The 14570-nt window shown below is 64.5% G+C and carries 12 protein-coding genes; 6 read left to right on the forward strand and 6 right to left on the reverse strand.

The genetic code is table 11. The annotated features are described in order from the left end of the window. Positions 1 to 7: 7 nt before the first annotated feature. From AC07UC_RS03860 to AC07UC_RS03870, 3 genes are all read right to left on the reverse strand, one after another. A complete protein-coding gene (locus AC07UC_RS03860) occupies positions 8 to 937 on the reverse strand; it encodes a carbohydrate ABC transporter permease (RefSeq protein ID WP_140770862.1) in 930 nt (309 codons plus the stop codon). Positions 938 to 1289: 352 nt separating this feature from the next. After that, positions 1290 to 2549, reverse strand: coding sequence for an ABC transporter substrate-binding protein (locus tag AC07UC_RS03865; protein WP_494904128.1), 1260 nt, complete (start codon positions 2547 to 2549; stop codon positions 1290 to 1292). Positions 2550 to 2666: 117 nt separating this feature from the next. Beyond that, complete coding sequence (locus tag AC07UC_RS03870; RefSeq protein WP_494904130.1) at positions 2667 to 3617, reverse strand: N-acetylmuramic acid 6-phosphate etherase; 951 nt, start codon at positions 3615 to 3617, stop codon at positions 2667 to 2669. Between the two features lie 198 nt (positions 3618 to 3815). Between AC07UC_RS03870 and AC07UC_RS03875 the strand changes: the two genes are divergently transcribed. From AC07UC_RS03875 to AC07UC_RS03900, 6 genes are all read left to right on the forward strand, one after another. Then, positions 3816 to 4697 (forward strand): glucosamine kinase nucleotide-binding domain-containing protein, encoded by an 882-nt coding sequence (locus AC07UC_RS03875; protein WP_494904132.1) that lies wholly within the window; start codon positions 3816 to 3818, stop codon positions 4695 to 4697. Further along, positions 4694 to 5476, forward strand: coding sequence for a GntR family transcriptional regulator (locus AC07UC_RS03880; RefSeq protein WP_140770869.1), 783 nt, complete (start codon positions 4694 to 4696; stop codon positions 5474 to 5476). The genes AC07UC_RS03875 and AC07UC_RS03880 overlap by 4 nt, the downstream gene beginning before the upstream one ends. Then, positions 5473 to 6507 (forward strand): SIS domain-containing protein, encoded by a 1035-nt coding sequence (locus AC07UC_RS03885; RefSeq protein WP_494904134.1) that lies wholly within the window; start codon positions 5473 to 5475, stop codon positions 6505 to 6507. Before AC07UC_RS03880 ends, AC07UC_RS03885 begins: the two co-directional genes overlap by 4 nt. After that, positions 6504 to 7676: an N-acetylglucosamine-6-phosphate deacetylase gene (gene nagA / locus AC07UC_RS03890; protein ID WP_494904136.1), complete on the forward strand. Its 1173-nt coding sequence runs from the start codon at positions 6504 to 6506 to the stop codon at positions 7674 to 7676. Before AC07UC_RS03885 ends, nagA begins: the two co-directional genes overlap by 4 nt. 10 nt (positions 7677 to 7686) lie before the next feature. After that, positions 7687 to 8802, forward strand: coding sequence for an NAD(P)/FAD-dependent oxidoreductase (locus tag AC07UC_RS03895; protein ID WP_494904138.1), 1116 nt, complete (start codon positions 7687 to 7689; stop codon positions 8800 to 8802). Positions 8803 to 8874: 72 nt separating this feature from the next. Further along, the gene (locus AC07UC_RS03900; protein ID WP_494904140.1) at positions 8875 to 10938 is read left to right on the forward strand and encodes an ABC transporter ATP-binding protein/permease; all 2064 of its coding nucleotides are present in this window, start codon (positions 8875 to 8877) and stop codon (positions 10936 to 10938) included. 16 nt (positions 10939 to 10954) lie between these two features. On the opposite strand, the gene AC07UC_RS03905 is transcribed toward AC07UC_RS03900, so the two are convergent. The 3 genes from AC07UC_RS03905 to rpe all read right to left on the reverse strand — a co-directional run bounded on the left by AC07UC_RS03905 (position 10955) and on the right by rpe (position 14512). After that, the gene (locus AC07UC_RS03905) at positions 10955 to 12469 is read right to left on the reverse strand and encodes a malonate--CoA ligase (protein ID WP_494904142.1); all 1515 of its coding nucleotides are present in this window, start codon (positions 12467 to 12469) and stop codon (positions 10955 to 10957) included. Between the two features lie 167 nt (positions 12470 to 12636). Beyond that, the gene (locus tag AC07UC_RS03910; RefSeq protein ID WP_140770883.1) at positions 12637 to 13380 is read right to left on the reverse strand and encodes a GntR family transcriptional regulator; all 744 of its coding nucleotides are present in this window, start codon (positions 13378 to 13380) and stop codon (positions 12637 to 12639) included. A 454-nt stretch (positions 13381 to 13834) separates the two neighbouring features. After that, a complete protein-coding gene (gene rpe / locus AC07UC_RS03915; RefSeq protein ID WP_140770885.1) occupies positions 13835 to 14512 on the reverse strand; it encodes a ribulose-phosphate 3-epimerase in 678 nt (225 codons plus the stop codon). Between the last annotated feature and the right edge of the window lie 58 nt (positions 14513 to 14570).

Below are 14570 nucleotides of genomic sequence, written 5' to 3' on the forward strand. Positions count from 1 at the left end.
TGGCCCCTCAGAACTGGTAGCGACGCAGGCGCGTCTGGACGAGGAAGAGGTAGACGCAGACGCCGCCGAGGATGATCAGGAACATCATCGTGGCGATCGCGGCGCCCATGTTGGGATCGCCGACCTGCAGCTGGAAACCGAAGAAGGCGCGGTAGAGGAAGGTGCCGAGAATATCGGTCGAATAGTTCGGCCCGGCGAGCGCCCCTTGCGCGGTGTAGATCAGGTCGAAGGCGTTGAAATTGCCGACGAAAGTGAGGATCGAGATGATGCCGATCGACGGCAGGATCAGCGGCAGCTTGATCTTCCAGAACTGCGACAGGCCGGTGATGCCGTCGCATTCGGCCGCCTCGATCACCTCGTCGGGAATCGACAGCAGCGCCGCATAGATCAGCATCATCGGGATGCCGACGAACTGCCACACCGAGATCAGGCTGAGCGCGGTCAGCGCGTATTGCTCCTTGCCGAGCCAGGGCGTGAACAGGCTTTTCAGGCCAACCAGGTCCAGCATGTGCGGCGCCACGCCCCACAGCGGCGACAGGATCAGCTTCCAGGCAAAGCCGACGATCACGAAGGACAGGATGGTCGGCACGAAGATCGCCGTGCGGTAGAAGGCCGCGAACCGAAGTTTCGGGCTGGATAGAAGTGCGGCCAGCATGACGCCGATCGGGTTCTGCACCAGCATGTGGATCATGAAGAACCAGGTGTTGTTCCTCAGCGCGTTCCAGAAACCCACCGACCAGTTGGGATCGCCGAACAAGGTGCGGAAATTGTCCAGTCCGACGAAGATCTGGTGCTGCTCGATGTTGCGGAACAGCGACAGCTGCAGCGTTCCGGCGAGCGGCAGGATCATGATCGCCGTGTAGACGAGCACGGCCGGCGCCAGGAAGACGGCGATGTGCCAGCGAAACGGTCTTTTCGGTCGTATTTCTGCGGCCATGAGTTCGGTTCCCGCCGTCTCTCGGTTCCAGACGATGTTGATGCTAGAGCGGTTCACCGTTTTACGGAAACGCCGAACCGCTCTATCTTTTTTGCACGCAATTCCGGACGGAAAACCGCTTCACACTTTTCCTGGAATTGCTCTAGATGATGCCTCGATGCACGGCCCATCCATCCTTGCCCGATACGGCAAGAACAAAGGCCTGCGACTGATCAGCTAGCCTTCCCAAGGAGATCAAGGGTAAGGCCGCGAGGCGGTGCCGACAATCGCTATTCGAACAGGCGCACCCTGGGAACCAGGATAGTCCGGAACCGGCCAGGCATGCGCCCAGCCGGCTCCGTTGCCTGAGCTCTTACTTCGCCGGCTTGTACCAGCTGTCGAGGCCGGCCTGCAGCTTCTTGGCCGCGTCTTCCGGCGTGACGGTGCCGTTGATGACGTTGGCTGACTGGACCCAGGTCTCGTTCTCGAGGTTCGGCGTGCCGCGCGACAGGATCTGGTAGGTCGAGCGGATCGTCGACTTGCACTTGCCGCGCCAGGAAACGAATTCCTGCGCCAGCGGGTCTTCCATCTTCACCGGCGACGAGTTCAGGCTGAAGAAGCCCGGCAGCGCGTTGGCGTAGATGGTGGCGAAATCCGGCGAAGCCACCCAGGACAGGAAGGTCTTGGCCGCGTCCGCATGCTTGGAAGCCGCATTCAGGCCCATGCCGATATCGGTATGGTCGGAGATGTAGCAGGTGTCGCCGGCCTTCTCGACCGGCGGCGGGAAGGCGCCCATCTTGAACTGGGCCTGGGTGTTGAACAGGCCGATCTCCCACGAGCCGGCCGGGTAGATGGCGGCGCGGCCGAGCGTGAACAGGTTCTGGCTGTCCGGATAGGTCTGCGCCTCGAAGCCGTCGCCCAGATAGGGCTTCCACTTGGCCAGTTCCTCGAAGGGCGCGACCCATTCCTTGTCGGTCAGCTTCTGCGTGCCCTTGATCAGCGCCGCGCGGCCGTCCTCGCCCTTCCAGTAGTTGGGGCCGATGTTCTGGTAGCCCATGGTCGCGGCTTCCCAGAGATCCTTGGTGCCCATCGCCATCGGGATGTAGGTGCCGTCGGCCTTGATCTTGTCGAGCGCGGCGAAGAACTCGTCGCGGGTCTCCGGCACTTTGATGCCGAGCTTGTCGAAGGCGTCCTTGTTGTAGATGAAGCCGTGGATGACCGAGGCCATCGGCACGCAGAAGCTCGCCTTGCCGTCATCGGTCTGCCAGGCGGACTTGGCCACCGGCGAGAAGTTTTCCATGCCGGGCAGCGCGCTGAGGTCGGCGAGGTTGCCCTTCTTGAACAGTTCGAGCGACTTGTCGAACGGGCGGCAGGTGATCAGGTCGCCGGCCGATCCGGCGGCGAGCTTGGCGCCGAGCGCGGCGTCATATTCGGTCGGAGCCGATGGTGCAAACACCACCTTGATGCCGGGGTTCTTGGCTTCGAAGGCGGGGATCAGCTTGTCCTTCCAGATGGACAGGTCGTCGCCGCGCCAGCTTTCGATGTTGAGCGTTACGTCCTCGGCGTGAGCCAACCCGGCCGAGCCGAGAATGCTGGTGCCCAGAAGCAGTGCCGTCAGTAGTTTCGTTGTCATGCTCAGTCTCCCTGTTGACCTTTTTCAGGTTCGGTTTTGATGAGAACAGGGGCTTTTGGCCCCTTGCTCCCCTCGCAAGCCCGGTTCACCCCGATGGAAAACGGGATGAAACAGGCTCTATTTCTCTGTTCGAGCATGATCTTTTCCGGAAAGCGGTCTCCGCTTTTCGGGATCATGCCCCAACGCGGAAAGGGCCGGCCGCAGTTTCTGGCCAGCCTCTTCCAGTATCTTCTGCGCCGCGGCGGCGCTGTCGGCGCCGGCGGCGAGCAGAATTGCGGTCTTGACCGCGCCGCCGCTTTTCTCGAGCAGCCCGGCCGCTTCGTCCTTGCCGCGCCCGCTGATGGCGGCGACGATGCTCGCGGCGCGGTCGCGCAGCTTGATGTTGTCGGCCATCAGATTGACCATGTAGCCGTCATGGACATGGCCAAGATGAACAGCGGTCAGGGTCGAGAGCATGTTGAGCGCGATCTTCTGGGCGGTGCCGGCGCCCATGCGCGTCGAGCCGGCGATCACTTCCGGCGGCGTTTCGAGCAGGATTGCGGTTTCGGCCTGGCGAAGCAGGGCCGAGTCCCGGTTGTTGGCGATGCCGATGGTGGCCGCACCGCGACGGGCGGCTTCTTCGATCGCGCGCACCGCGTATGGCGTGGTGCCGCTGGCGGAAAGCGCGATCAGGCAATCGCCGGCGCCAATACCGGCATTGGCGACAGCCGTCGCGGCCTCCTCGACATCATCCTCGGGGCCGCCCGCCAGCGTCCTGAAAGCCTCATCGCCGCCGGCGACCAGGATGGCGATGCGGTCGCGCTGGATGCCGAAGGTGCCGGGCAGTTCCAGCGCATCGGCCAGCGCCATCAGGCCGGAACTGCCGGCCGCGGCATAGGCAAGCTTGCCGCCGCCGCTCAATCGGCCCGCAATAATCTCGGCTGCCTTGGCGATGGCGGGAATGGCATTGCGGACGGCTTTCGCGGCTTCGATCTGCGCATCGGCCAGCGAAACAAGGATGGCTTCCGGTGCCTGGATATCCAGCCCCTCGGCATTCCTGTGAAGCGCTTCGGTGCGCGTTTCAGCCATCCGTGTTCCTCCAATACCAGAACAATACCAAAAAAATACCACTTGTCCACACGCATTAACGAATTCGCGGACAGGAAATCGGTGAGCCGACGAAATGTCTAGATTTTTCAATAAAATACGGCTTAATCTTTTTGAAACGGAAATTAAGCCTTGGCTATTGGTATTTTATTGGTATTATCGGCCCGGAGGAGAAATCGCGTGAATTTCGTGCTCGGTATCGATGGCGGCGGCACCAGCTGCAGGGCCGCCCTTGCAACAGCGGACGGTACGGTCGTCGGTCGCGCCAAAAGCGGCGCCGCCAACATTCGCACCGACCTCACCGGGGCGCGGTCGAACATCGTCGATGCCGCGCGGCAGGCTTTCATCGCCGCCGGGCAGGATCCCGAGCTGATTCCGCAGACACCGGCCATCCTCGGCCTTGCCGGCGCCAATGTCGGCACCTACCGGCAGCAGCTCGAAGCGATCCTGCCGTTCAGCACCAGCCGCGTCGAGACCGACGCCGAAATCGCGCTGGAAGGGGCGGTGGGCTCTGGCGACGGGGCCATGGCGATCCTCGGCACCGGCACCGCCTATATGGCCCGCAAGGGCGGCAGGTCACGGGCGATCGGCGGCTGGGGATTTCAGGTCGGCGACCAGGGCAGCGGTGCCCGCATCGGCCGCGATCTGCTCGAACAGACGCTGCTTGCCCATGACGGCGTGCGCGCGGCTTCGCCGCTGACCGACGCGATGATGGCCATCTTCCGCAACAATCCCGAGGACGTGGTGGAATTCACCACCAATGCCAAGCCCGGCGATTTCGGCGGCTTCGCGCCAAAAGTGTTCGAGCACGCCGAGAAGGGCGATACCGTCGCCAACTGGATCGTCGACAAGGCGGTCAGCGATGTCGAGGCTTCGCTCGGCGCGCTCGGCCTTTCCGACGACGCGCCGCTTTGCCTGCTCGGCGGGCTGGCGCCGCTCTACGCGCCACGGCTGTCGCCACGTTACCGGACGCTGCTCAAGCCGCCGCTCGACGATGCGCTGGGCGGTGCCGTGCAGATGGCGGTCAGGCTTTTCGCCAAGCCAGTGGAGGCGGCCCGATGAGCGATGCCGCCGACCAGATTTTCGCCACGCTGAGACAATCGTCGCAAAGCGGCGCGCCGCTCTACCTGCAGCTCAGGAAAAGCATCGAGGATGCGGTCAACCGTGGCCTGATCGGACCCGGCGACGCGCTGCCCTCCGAGCGCGACATCGCCACCAAGGCCGACATTTCGCGGGTCACCGTGCGCAAGGCGGTGCAGGATCTGGTCAAGGGCGGCATTCTTGTGCAGCGCCATGGCTCGGGCACTTTCGTGGCGCCACGCATGGAGCGCGTCGAGCAATCGCTGTCGCGGCTGACCTCCTTCACCGAGGACATGGCGCGACGCGGCATGGCGGTGCGCTCGGCCTGGCTCGACCGCGGCCTCTATGCGCCCTCGCCCGACGAGATGATGGTGCTCGGCCTGTCGTCGAACGAACTGGTGGCGCGCGTGGCGCGCCTGCGCATCGCCAACGACACGCCGCTGGCGATCGAACGCGCCTCGCTGTCGGCCAGCGTGCTGCCCGACCCGGCGGGCATCGGCTCCTCGCTCTATGCGGCGCTGCAACTGACCGGCAATCGCCCGGTTCGGGCGGTACAGCGCATCTCGGCCGCCAATCTCGGCGACGGCGATGCGCGCCTGCTGGAAGTGCCGCCGGGTATTGCCGGCCTGCATATCGAACGCATTTCCTACCTGGCGAGCGGCAAGGTGATCGAGTTCACCCGCTCCATCTACCGGGGCGACGCCTATGATTTCGTCGCCGAACTGCGGCTGACAGGGCCGAGCGAAGAGGGCCGACCATGACCTCCAACACCACACATATGCAGCGCGAGATCGAGGAGATCCCGCAGGCCGTCGCCCGACTGCTGGACGGTTCAGGCGCCATGCTCGCCGAGGCCGGGCGCGGCATCCGGGAACGCGACCCGCATTTTGTCGTCACCGTGGCGCGCGGTTCGTCCGACCATGCCGCGACCTTCATGAAATATGCCGTCGAACTGACCGCGGGCCTTGCCGTCGCCTCGGTCGGTCCGTCCATTGCCTCGATCTACGGCCGCAAGCTTAGGCTCGACGGCTCAGCCTGCCTGGCGATCTCGCAGTCAGGCAAGAGCCCCGACATCGTCGCCATGGCCGAGACCGCACGCGCCGGCGGCGCGCTGACCATCGCCGTCACCAACACCGCCGATTCGCCGCTGGCGCGGGCCTCGGACTATGCGATCGACATCCTGGCCGGCCCCGAGCGCAGCGTCGCGGCGACCAAGACCTTCGTCAATTCCGCTGTCGCCGGTCTCGCCCTGATGGCGCATTCCACCGGCGACGAGGCGCTTCTCAAGGCACTTGCCGGCTTGCCCGAGCATTTCGGCAAGGCGATCGTCTGCGACTGGATGAGCGTGCTCTCCGAAACCATCGAGAAGCAGAAATCGCTGTTCATCCTCGGCCGAGGACCGTCGGCGGCGATGGCCAACGAGGCGGCGCTGAAATTCAAGGAGACCTGCGGCATGCATGCCGAGGCCTATAGCGCGGCCGAAGTCATGCACGGCCCGCTGGCGCTGATCGGCCCCGACTTTCCGGTGCTGGCGCTGGCCGCGCGCGATGCGTCAGAGCCCTCAATCGCGGAGGCGGCCGACGGCCTGGCGGCCAAGGGGGCGCCGGTGTTCGTCACATCAGCTCTTGCCAACCGCGCCACGCGCCTGCCGCATGTCGCCACCGGACACCCGCTGACCGATCCGCTAACGCTGATCGTCTCGTTCTACGTGTTCGTCGAGGCTTTCGCGCGCCACCGCGGCCTCGACCCCGACACGCCGCGCAACCTTCGCAAGGTGACGGAGACCGTATGAGCGACCGTTTTGCCCTGACAGGCGCCCGCATTTTCGACGGCGACAACTGGCATGAAGGCTCGGCGCTCGTCGTGCGCGACGGTCTTGTCGAGGCCGTAGTGCGCCAAGGGGCCCTATCCTCGGACGTCCGTGTCGTCGACGCCGGCGGCGGTATGCTGGTGCCGGGCTTTGTCGACATCCAGGTCAATGGCGGCGGCGGCGTCATGCTCAACGACCACCCCGATGTCGCCTCGATCGAAACCATCTGCCGGGCGCACGCGCCATTCGGCACGACGGCGCTGCTGGCGACGCTGATCACCGACACGCCCGCGATCACCGCCGCCGCCATCGCTGCCGGCGAAGCAGCAGCGCTGCAAAAGGTGCCAGGCTTCCTCGGCCTGCATCTCGAGGGCCCGCACCTGTCGGTCGCGCGCAAGGGCGCGCATGATCCGGCGCTGATCCGGCCGATGACGGATGCCGACCAGGCGATGCTGATCGCGGCGCGGCAGAAGCTGCCGGTGCTGCTGACCACGGTCGCGCCGGAATCCGTCGAACCGGCGCGGGTCGCGGCATTGGCGAAGGCCGGCGTCGTCGTGAGCCTCGGCCATTCGGATACCAGCTATTTCAAGGCAAAAACCTTCGCCGAGGCGGGCGCCAGCGTGGTCACCCACCTGTTCAACGCCATGAGCCAGATCGGCAACCGCGAGCCTGGACTGGCGGGCACGGCGATCGACGTCGGCACCTTGTCCGCCGGGCTCATCGCCGACGGCATCCACGTTCATCCCGCGACCATCCGGATCGCGCTCGATGCCAAACAGGGACCGGGCAAGATCGTGCTGGTCACCGACGCCATGGCGACGATCGGCACTGACATGACCTCGTTCACGCTCAACGGCCGCACCATCTACCGCAAGGACGGGAGTCTCAGGCTTGCCGACGGAACGCTGGCGGGCGCCGATCTCGACATGATTTCGGCGATCCGGTTCATGCACCGCGTCGTCGGCGTCGAACTCACGGAAGCCCTGCGCATGGCCTCGCTCTACCCGGCGCAGGCGATCGGCCAGTCGCATCGGCTTGGCCGATTTGCCAATGGCACGGCGGCGGATGTCGTTGCACTGTCCGACGATCTTGGCATAGGACGCGTCTGGATCGGCGGCAACAAGGTGTTCGAGGCCGGCGCTCCACGCTGAGAGCAAGGCCATGCAGACGATCGATTGTGTCGTCGCCGGAGCAGGCGTCGTCGGGCTTGCCATCGCCAGGGCGCTTGCCTTGTCCGGGCGCGAGGTGGTCGTGGTCGAACAGGCCGAGGCGATCGGTACCGTCACCAGTTCGCGCAACTCCGAAGTCATCCATGCCGGTCTTTATTATGCACCGGGAAGCCTGAAGGCCCGGCTCTGCGTCGAAGGGCGGCGGCTTCTCTATGCCTACTGCGCCGAGCACGCCGTCGCCCATGCGCGCACCGGCAAGCTGATCGTTGCCAGCGAGCCCAGCCAGATGGACGGGTTGCGGAAGATCGAGGCCAATGCCCGACGCTGCGGGGTAGACGATCTCCGGTTCCTGACGCGCGGCGAAGCCGGGAGCCTGGAACCGGCGCTGGCATGCGCGGGCGCGCTGTTGTCGCCGTCGACCGGCATTGTCGACAGCCATGCGCTGATGCTGTCGTTGCGCGGCGACGCCGAGGCGGCCGGCGCGTCCTTTGCTTTCCTCACCACTGTCGCCGGAGCGACGATCCAGGCCGGCGGGATCCGGATCGAAACGCGCGATGCCAATGGCGAGACCTTCGCCCTGGAGGCGGCCACCTTCGTCAATGCCGCGGGTCTCGATGCGCCGGCCGTGGCCGGCCGGATCGACGGCTTCCCAGGGAATCTCATCCCCCGACAGTGGCTCGCACGCGGGAATTATTTCGCCCTTCCAGGCCGATCGCCGTTTTCGCGGCTGATCTATCCGGTTCCGGTCGAAGGTGGCCTTGGTGTCCATCTGACGCTCGATCTGAGCGGCAGTGCGCGTTTTGGGCCTGATGTCGAATGGATCGAGCGCGTGGATTATACAGTCGATCCCGGCCGAGGCGCTGCCTTCTACGAGGCGATCCGGCGTTATTGGCCTGATCTTGCCGACGGTGCCCTGCAACCGGCCTATGCCGGCGTCAGGCCGAAGCTATCCGGCCCGGGTCAGGCGGCTGCCGATTTCATGATCCAGGGGCCGGCCGATCACGGCGCTGGGCGGATCGTCAATCTCTTCGGCATAGAGAGCCCCGGCCTGACCGCGGGCCTGGCGATCGCCGACCATGTCGTGGGGCTGCTGCATACGCGATTATAAGCGCCGCCGGGAATTCGTCCGCTCAGGCTGATGTCATGAAACCTTTTGATTTCGAGGTCGTTGTCGGGGCGTATGTCCGAGGCGAAACCCAGATCGAGACCGACCGACGGCATAAAGCCGCGCGCCGCCCCGAAGCGGCGACGGCAAAAGCCGCGCGACGAGAACCCGCGCGCGGAGGAGGCGAGCAAAAAGAAGCCAGGCGACAAGAAGGCACCGATCGTCGAAGCGGCCGCGCCCGATATCGCCGGCGAAGCTCCGCCGCCGGAAGCCGTCGAACCCAACCCGGAGTTGACGCCCGAGGAAGCAGAACAGGCGCGCAAGAAATACCTGCTGAAGCGTTTCTGGATCAGCGGGCGCGGCTATTGGGGACGGCATGGCGACAGGCTCGGCTGGCCATTGTCGGTCGGGCTGCTGATCCTGATCGTCGTCAATGTCGGCTTCCAGTACGGGATCAATGTCTGGAACCGCTCGATCTTCGACGCCATCGAGAAGCGCGACGCCCATACCGTCTATTTCCTCAGCGCCGTGTTCGTGCCGCTGGTGCTAGGCAGCATCAGCCTTGTCGTCGCGCAGGTCTGGCTGCGCATGACCATGCAGCGCCGCTGGCGCGCCTGGCTGACGACCTCGGTGATAGCGCGCTGGCTCGCCAACGGCCGCTATTATCAGCTGAACCTCGTCAAGGGCGACCACCAGAACCCGGAGGCGCGCCTGTCTGAAGATCTGCGGGTCGCCACCGAGTCACCCGTCGATTTCGTCGCCGGCGTGATTGTCGCCACCCTGTCGGCCTCGACCTTCATCGTGGTGCTGTGGACGATCGGCGGCGCCTTGAGCTTCCCGCTAGGCGGCTCGACCATCACCGTGCCCGGCTTCCTCGTCATCACCGCGGTGATCTATGCCGCGATCACCTCCACCTCGATGTTCGCCATCGGCCGCGATTTCGTGCGGCTGTCCGAGGAGAAGAACCAGACGGAAGCCGAATTCCGCTACGTGCTGACGCGCGTGCGCGAAAACGGCGAGAGCATCGCCCTGCTCGGGGGCGAGGAAGAGGAACGCAGCGGCATCGACAGAACCTTTGCCGGCGTGCTGAAGCGCTGGGCGCAACTGACCGGCCAGCACATGCGCACGGCATTAGTGTCGCAGGGCTCGAGCCTGTTCGCGCCTGTCGTGCCGGTCCTGCTCTGTGCGCCAAAGTTCCTCGAAGGGTCGATGTCGCTCGGCCAGGTCATGCAGGCGGCATCCGCCTTCGCCATCGTGCAGAGCGCGTTCGGCTGGCTGGTCGACAATTATCCGCGCCTCGCCGACTGGAACGCCTCCGCGCGCCGCATCGCTTCGCTGATGATGTCGCTCGACGGGCTGGAACGTGCCGAGCAGAGCGACGAGCTCGGGCGCATCAAGCGTGGCGAGACCAAGGGCGACGCCATGCTCAGCCTCGACGATCTCTCGGTGACGCTCGACGACGGCACGTCCGTGGTCAAGGAGACGGAGGTCGCCGTCGAACCGGGCGAGCGGGTGCTGGTCTCAGGCGAATCCGGTTCGGGCAAGTCTACGCTGGTGCGGGCGATCGCCGGCCTGTGGCCATGGGGGAGCGGCAGCGTCAATTTCCATCCCGACAGGCGGTTGTTCATGCTGCCGCAACGGCCCTACATCCCGTCCGGCACGCTGCGCCGGGTGGTCGCCTACCCCGCGGCCGCCAACAAGTGGAAGCTCGACCAGATCAAGGCCGCCCTCGACAAGGTTGGCCTTGGCCACCTCGCCGGCCGGATCAAGGAGGAAGCGCCCTGGGACCAGACCTTGTCGGGTGGCGAAAAGCAGCGGGTCGCCTTCGCGCGGCTCTTGCTGCATCGCCCCGACATCGTCGTCCTGGACGAGGCGACCTCGGCGCTGGACGAAAAGAGCCAGGACCAGATGATGGCAACGGTGATCCGCGAATTGCCTGAAGTCACGATCCTCAGCGTGGCGCATCGCGCCGAACTGGAAGCCTTCCACACCCGCAAGATCACGCTCGAGCGGCACAAGGGCGGCGCGAAACTTGTCAGGGACATCGACCTCGTGCCGCGCAACCGCAAACGCGGCCTGCTCACGCGCGCCTTGTGGGGCTCGGGCACGACGACCGAAAAGCCGCGCAAGGCGAAGTAACGGCGCGCGCCCGCCACTACGATGCGTAGAGGTCCTTGTACGTGTCGCGCAGAATATTCTTCTGCACTTTGCCCATGGTGTTGCGCGGCAATTCGTCGACGAAGATCACCTGCTTCGGGTGCTTGTACCTGGCCAGGCGACCGGCGATGGCACTGAGAATTTCGGCCCCGGTGATCCGCGATGCCGGCGCCCGCACGACGACGGCCGTGACCCCTTCGCCGAAATCCGGATGGGTGACGCCGATGACGGCGCTTTCGCTCACTCCATCAAGCGCGTCGATCTCGCTTTCGAGCTCCTTCGGATAGATGTTGTAGCCGCCCGAGATGATCAGGTCCTTGCCGCGGCCGACGATATGGACATAACCGTCGGCGTCGACCATGCCGAGATCGCCCGTGATGAAGAAGCCGTCGGCGCGGAATTCCGCCTTGGTCTTTTCCGGCATGCGCCAGTAGCCGCCAAACACGTTCGGACCCTTGACCTCGATCATGCCGACCTCGCCTTGGGCCAGCGGCTTGCCGCTATCGGGATCCGTGATGCGCAGCGACACGCCGGGCAGCGGGAAGCCGACCGTGCCGGCGCGCCGTTCGCCCTCATAGGGGTTGGACGTGTTCATGTTGGTCTCGGTCATGCCGTAGCGTTCGAGGATGGCGTGGCCGGTGCGCTCGCGCCAGGCCTTGTGCGTATCAGCCAGCAGCGGCGCCGAGCCGGACACGAACAGGCGGATGTTCTTCGCCGCCTCGCGGTCCAGCCCGTCCTGCTGCAGCAGCCTGGTATAGAAGGTCGGCACGCCCATCAGCGCCGTGGCGCGCGGCAGCAGTGAGACGATGCGGGCCGGATCGAATTTCTGCTCGAACAGCATCGAGGCGCCGGCCATCAGGATGACATTGGTTGCGACGAACAGGCCATGCGTGTGGAAGATCGGCAGCGCATGGATCAGCACATCGCCTGAGGTGAAGCGCCATTGGTCGACCAGCACACGCGCATTCGACGCCAGGTTTCCGTGGCTGAGCATGGCGCCTTTCGAACGGCCGGTCGTTCCCGACGTGTAGAGGATCGCCGCGAGATCGTCCTCGCCGCGCTCGACATCATGGAAATCGGAGGATTGCCGCGATGCCTGGTCCGTCAGCGATCCCAGGCCAGTGCGGTCGAGCGTGACCACGACGGCACCGGATGGCGCGGCCATCCGCTCGATATCCGCCGATTTCGCCGGATCGCAGACGATGACCCGAGGCGCTGCATCCTCGAAGAAATATCCAAGCTCGGTCAGCGTGTAGGCCGTGTTGAGGGGCAGGAAGACGGCACCGGCGCGCACGCAGGCGAGATAGAGCAGCATCGCCTCCGGGCTCTTCTCGACCTGCACCGCGATCCGGTCGCCGGGCTCGACATCCAATTGCAGCAGCGCGTGCGAGAGCTGCGCCGACCGCGCCAGCATGTCGCCATAGCTGAGCGAGCGCCCATCGTCGGTTTCCATCAACAGGCGCCCGGGCGCCGGCATCCGGGACCGGAACGCATCGAACAGATGATTGGTCATGAAATTTTCCTGCTGTGATGGCAATGGCGGCGCCGGCAGTGCCCTTTGGGCGCGCAGAGTTCGCGTTTCCGGTCCATGTCGTCAAGACCGCAACGGCGGTCGGGCGCGTCACATCGGCCGAAAAAGCCGCGAACGATGGCAACAAGCTCCGTCAAGGGAAATGATCGTTACCGCCGAGCGCGCTCGACCGAAGCGGCGGGTTTTGAGACTTCGCCTTGCTTGAAGCGCTCCATGCATATGGAAGCGGTCAGCTGGTAATGATCGATCAAAGCCTGGACGGCGCCGTCGGCATTGCCGTCCAGCGCGTATTCGGCGATCCGCCGGTGTTCCCCGAAATCGTCGCGCTGGATGCCCTCGCCGTCAGTGGCCATTTGCCGGTAGCGATAAGCGTGATCGGAAAGCTGATCGCAGAAACCCACCAGCCAGTGCGACCGGCAGGCCGAGATCAGCACACGGTGGAAGGTGCGGTGCAATTTTTCCCAGTCCGGATCGAGCGACAAGAGATTTTGCGGCGAATGTCGTGAGGCGCGACCCAGGCGATGCAGCGCCAGCACCAGTTGTTCCTCCCAGTCGGTGGTGCGGTGGGCAATGGATTCGCGAAGCGCGCGTTCCTCGAGCCAACAGCGGGTGCGCGTCAGTTCCTCGAGCTCCGTCGCGCTGACCGGCATGATGAAAAAGCCACGCTGATCGTGACGGCCAAGGAGTCCCTCGGAGGCAAGACGATTAAGGGCTTCACGGACAGGGGAGGCACCGGCGCCATACTTGGCAACAACCCACTCGACCCGCAGTTTGCTTTCGGCTTCCAGAGCGCCGCCAAGAAGATCATCCCGCAATTGGTGATAGACCGTACTGGCAAGCGTACTCTTGGGTCCTGTGCCGTCGTCGTTGAGGTTGGCAGCGCCGTATGTCAAATTCGACTCCTTGTCCCCATGTCTGTCTGGGCAATTCGAGTCCGAAAAGAATCCTTCCGTACATGTACCCTACAGTGCCTTCGTCAAGAGGCTCAAGCACAAGATGCCATCCTAGTACTTAAGCACGAAGGAATATGACGCTATCCGCCGTCTGATCGGGGAATTCGCGCGCCTCTGCAACCAATGGAAACTTAACATGTTTTGTATGCACGCAGGATTATCTGTTTCTTGTGTGCCCGTGCGAGCATCTTTTCTGCCGCGCGCAAAAATAACGCGCGGCTGTGCCCGCTCATCCCTCCTGTGCAGATCTGATTCGGGCGGAACCGGGCTCCTGAAGAACCGTGTCCGCGCAAAAGCTGCCGGCCAGCCGGCCTGTTGGATTTGAGGCGGGATGATTGTGGTGCGTTCGAGCAATCCGGAGCGGTGCGCCGTTTCCTTGAAACGGTCAACCGCCCTAGCCGGCGGCGTTGTCGGCCGCTGTCCTGATCGCCTCGATGTTGGCACGGTACGCCTCGACGCTGCCGCCCTTGAAGATCGCTGCGCCGGCCACCAGCACATCGGCCCCTGCTGACGTGACCAAAGGGGCCGTTTCGGGCGAAACGCCGCCGTCGATCTCGATGCGGATCGGCCGGTCGCCGATCAGCGCCTTGACCCTTCTCACCTTGTCGACGATCCCCGGGATGAAGGCCTGGCCGCCGAACCCCGGATTGACGGTCATGATCAGGATCAGGTCGAGCCGGTCGAGCACATATTCGATCATCGTTTCCGGTGTCGCCGGATTGAGCGAAACGCCGGCCTTCTTGCCGAGGTTCCTGATGGTCTGCAGCGAGCGGTCGAGATGCGGCCCGGCCTCCGCATGCACCGTCATGCCATCACAGCCGGCCTCGGCGAAGGCGGCGAGATAGGGATCGGCCGGAGCGATCATCAGATGGCAGTCGAAAAAGGCCTTGGTGCGGTTGCGGATCGCCTTGATCACCGGCGGACCGAAGGTGATGTTGGGGACGAAATGGCCATCCATGACATCGAGATGGATCCAATCGGCGCCAGCAGCGGCGACGGCTTCGACCTCGTCGCCAAGCTTCGAAAAGTCCGAAGCCAGCACCGATGGTGCGATCAAGGTCTTCTTGCTCATCTCGCGGCCTTTCCGGGCGCCCTTTTCATACCGTTCACCCTGGATCGACTGCCTAATG

This window comes from Mesorhizobium sp. GW821-FHT04C10, assembly GCF_059420305.1.

Coding starts and splice junctions, on each gene's coding strand:
- AC07UC_RS03900 (WP_494904140.1), top strand. CDS start 8,875: ATGTCCGAGGCGAAACCCAGATCGAGACCGACCGACGGCATAAAGCCG.
- AC07UC_RS03905 (WP_494904142.1), bottom strand. CDS start 12,469: ATGACCAATCATCTGTTCGATGCGTTCCGGTCCCGGATGCCGGCGCCC.
- AC07UC_RS03865 (WP_494904128.1), bottom strand. CDS start 2,549: ATGACAACGAAACTACTGACGGCACTGCTTCTGGGCACCAGCATTCTC.
- AC07UC_RS03885 (WP_494904134.1), top strand. CDS start 5,473: ATGACCTCCAACACCACACATATGCAGCGCGAGATCGAGGAGATCCCG.
- AC07UC_RS03880 (WP_140770869.1), top strand. CDS start 4,694: ATGAGCGATGCCGCCGACCAGATTTTCGCCACGCTGAGACAATCGTCG.
- AC07UC_RS03870 (WP_494904130.1), bottom strand. CDS start 3,617: ATGGCTGAAACGCGCACCGAAGCGCTTCACAGGAATGCCGAGGGGCTG.
- nagA (WP_494904136.1), top strand. CDS start 6,504: ATGAGCGACCGTTTTGCCCTGACAGGCGCCCGCATTTTCGACGGCGAC.
- rpe (WP_140770885.1), bottom strand. CDS start 14,512: ATGAGCAAGAAGACCTTGATCGCACCATCGGTGCTGGCTTCGGACTTT.
- AC07UC_RS03860 (WP_140770862.1), bottom strand. CDS start 937: ATGGCCGCAGAAATACGACCGAAAAGACCGTTTCGCTGGCACATCGCC.
- AC07UC_RS03895 (WP_494904138.1), top strand. CDS start 7,687: ATGCAGACGATCGATTGTGTCGTCGCCGGAGCAGGCGTCGTCGGGCTT.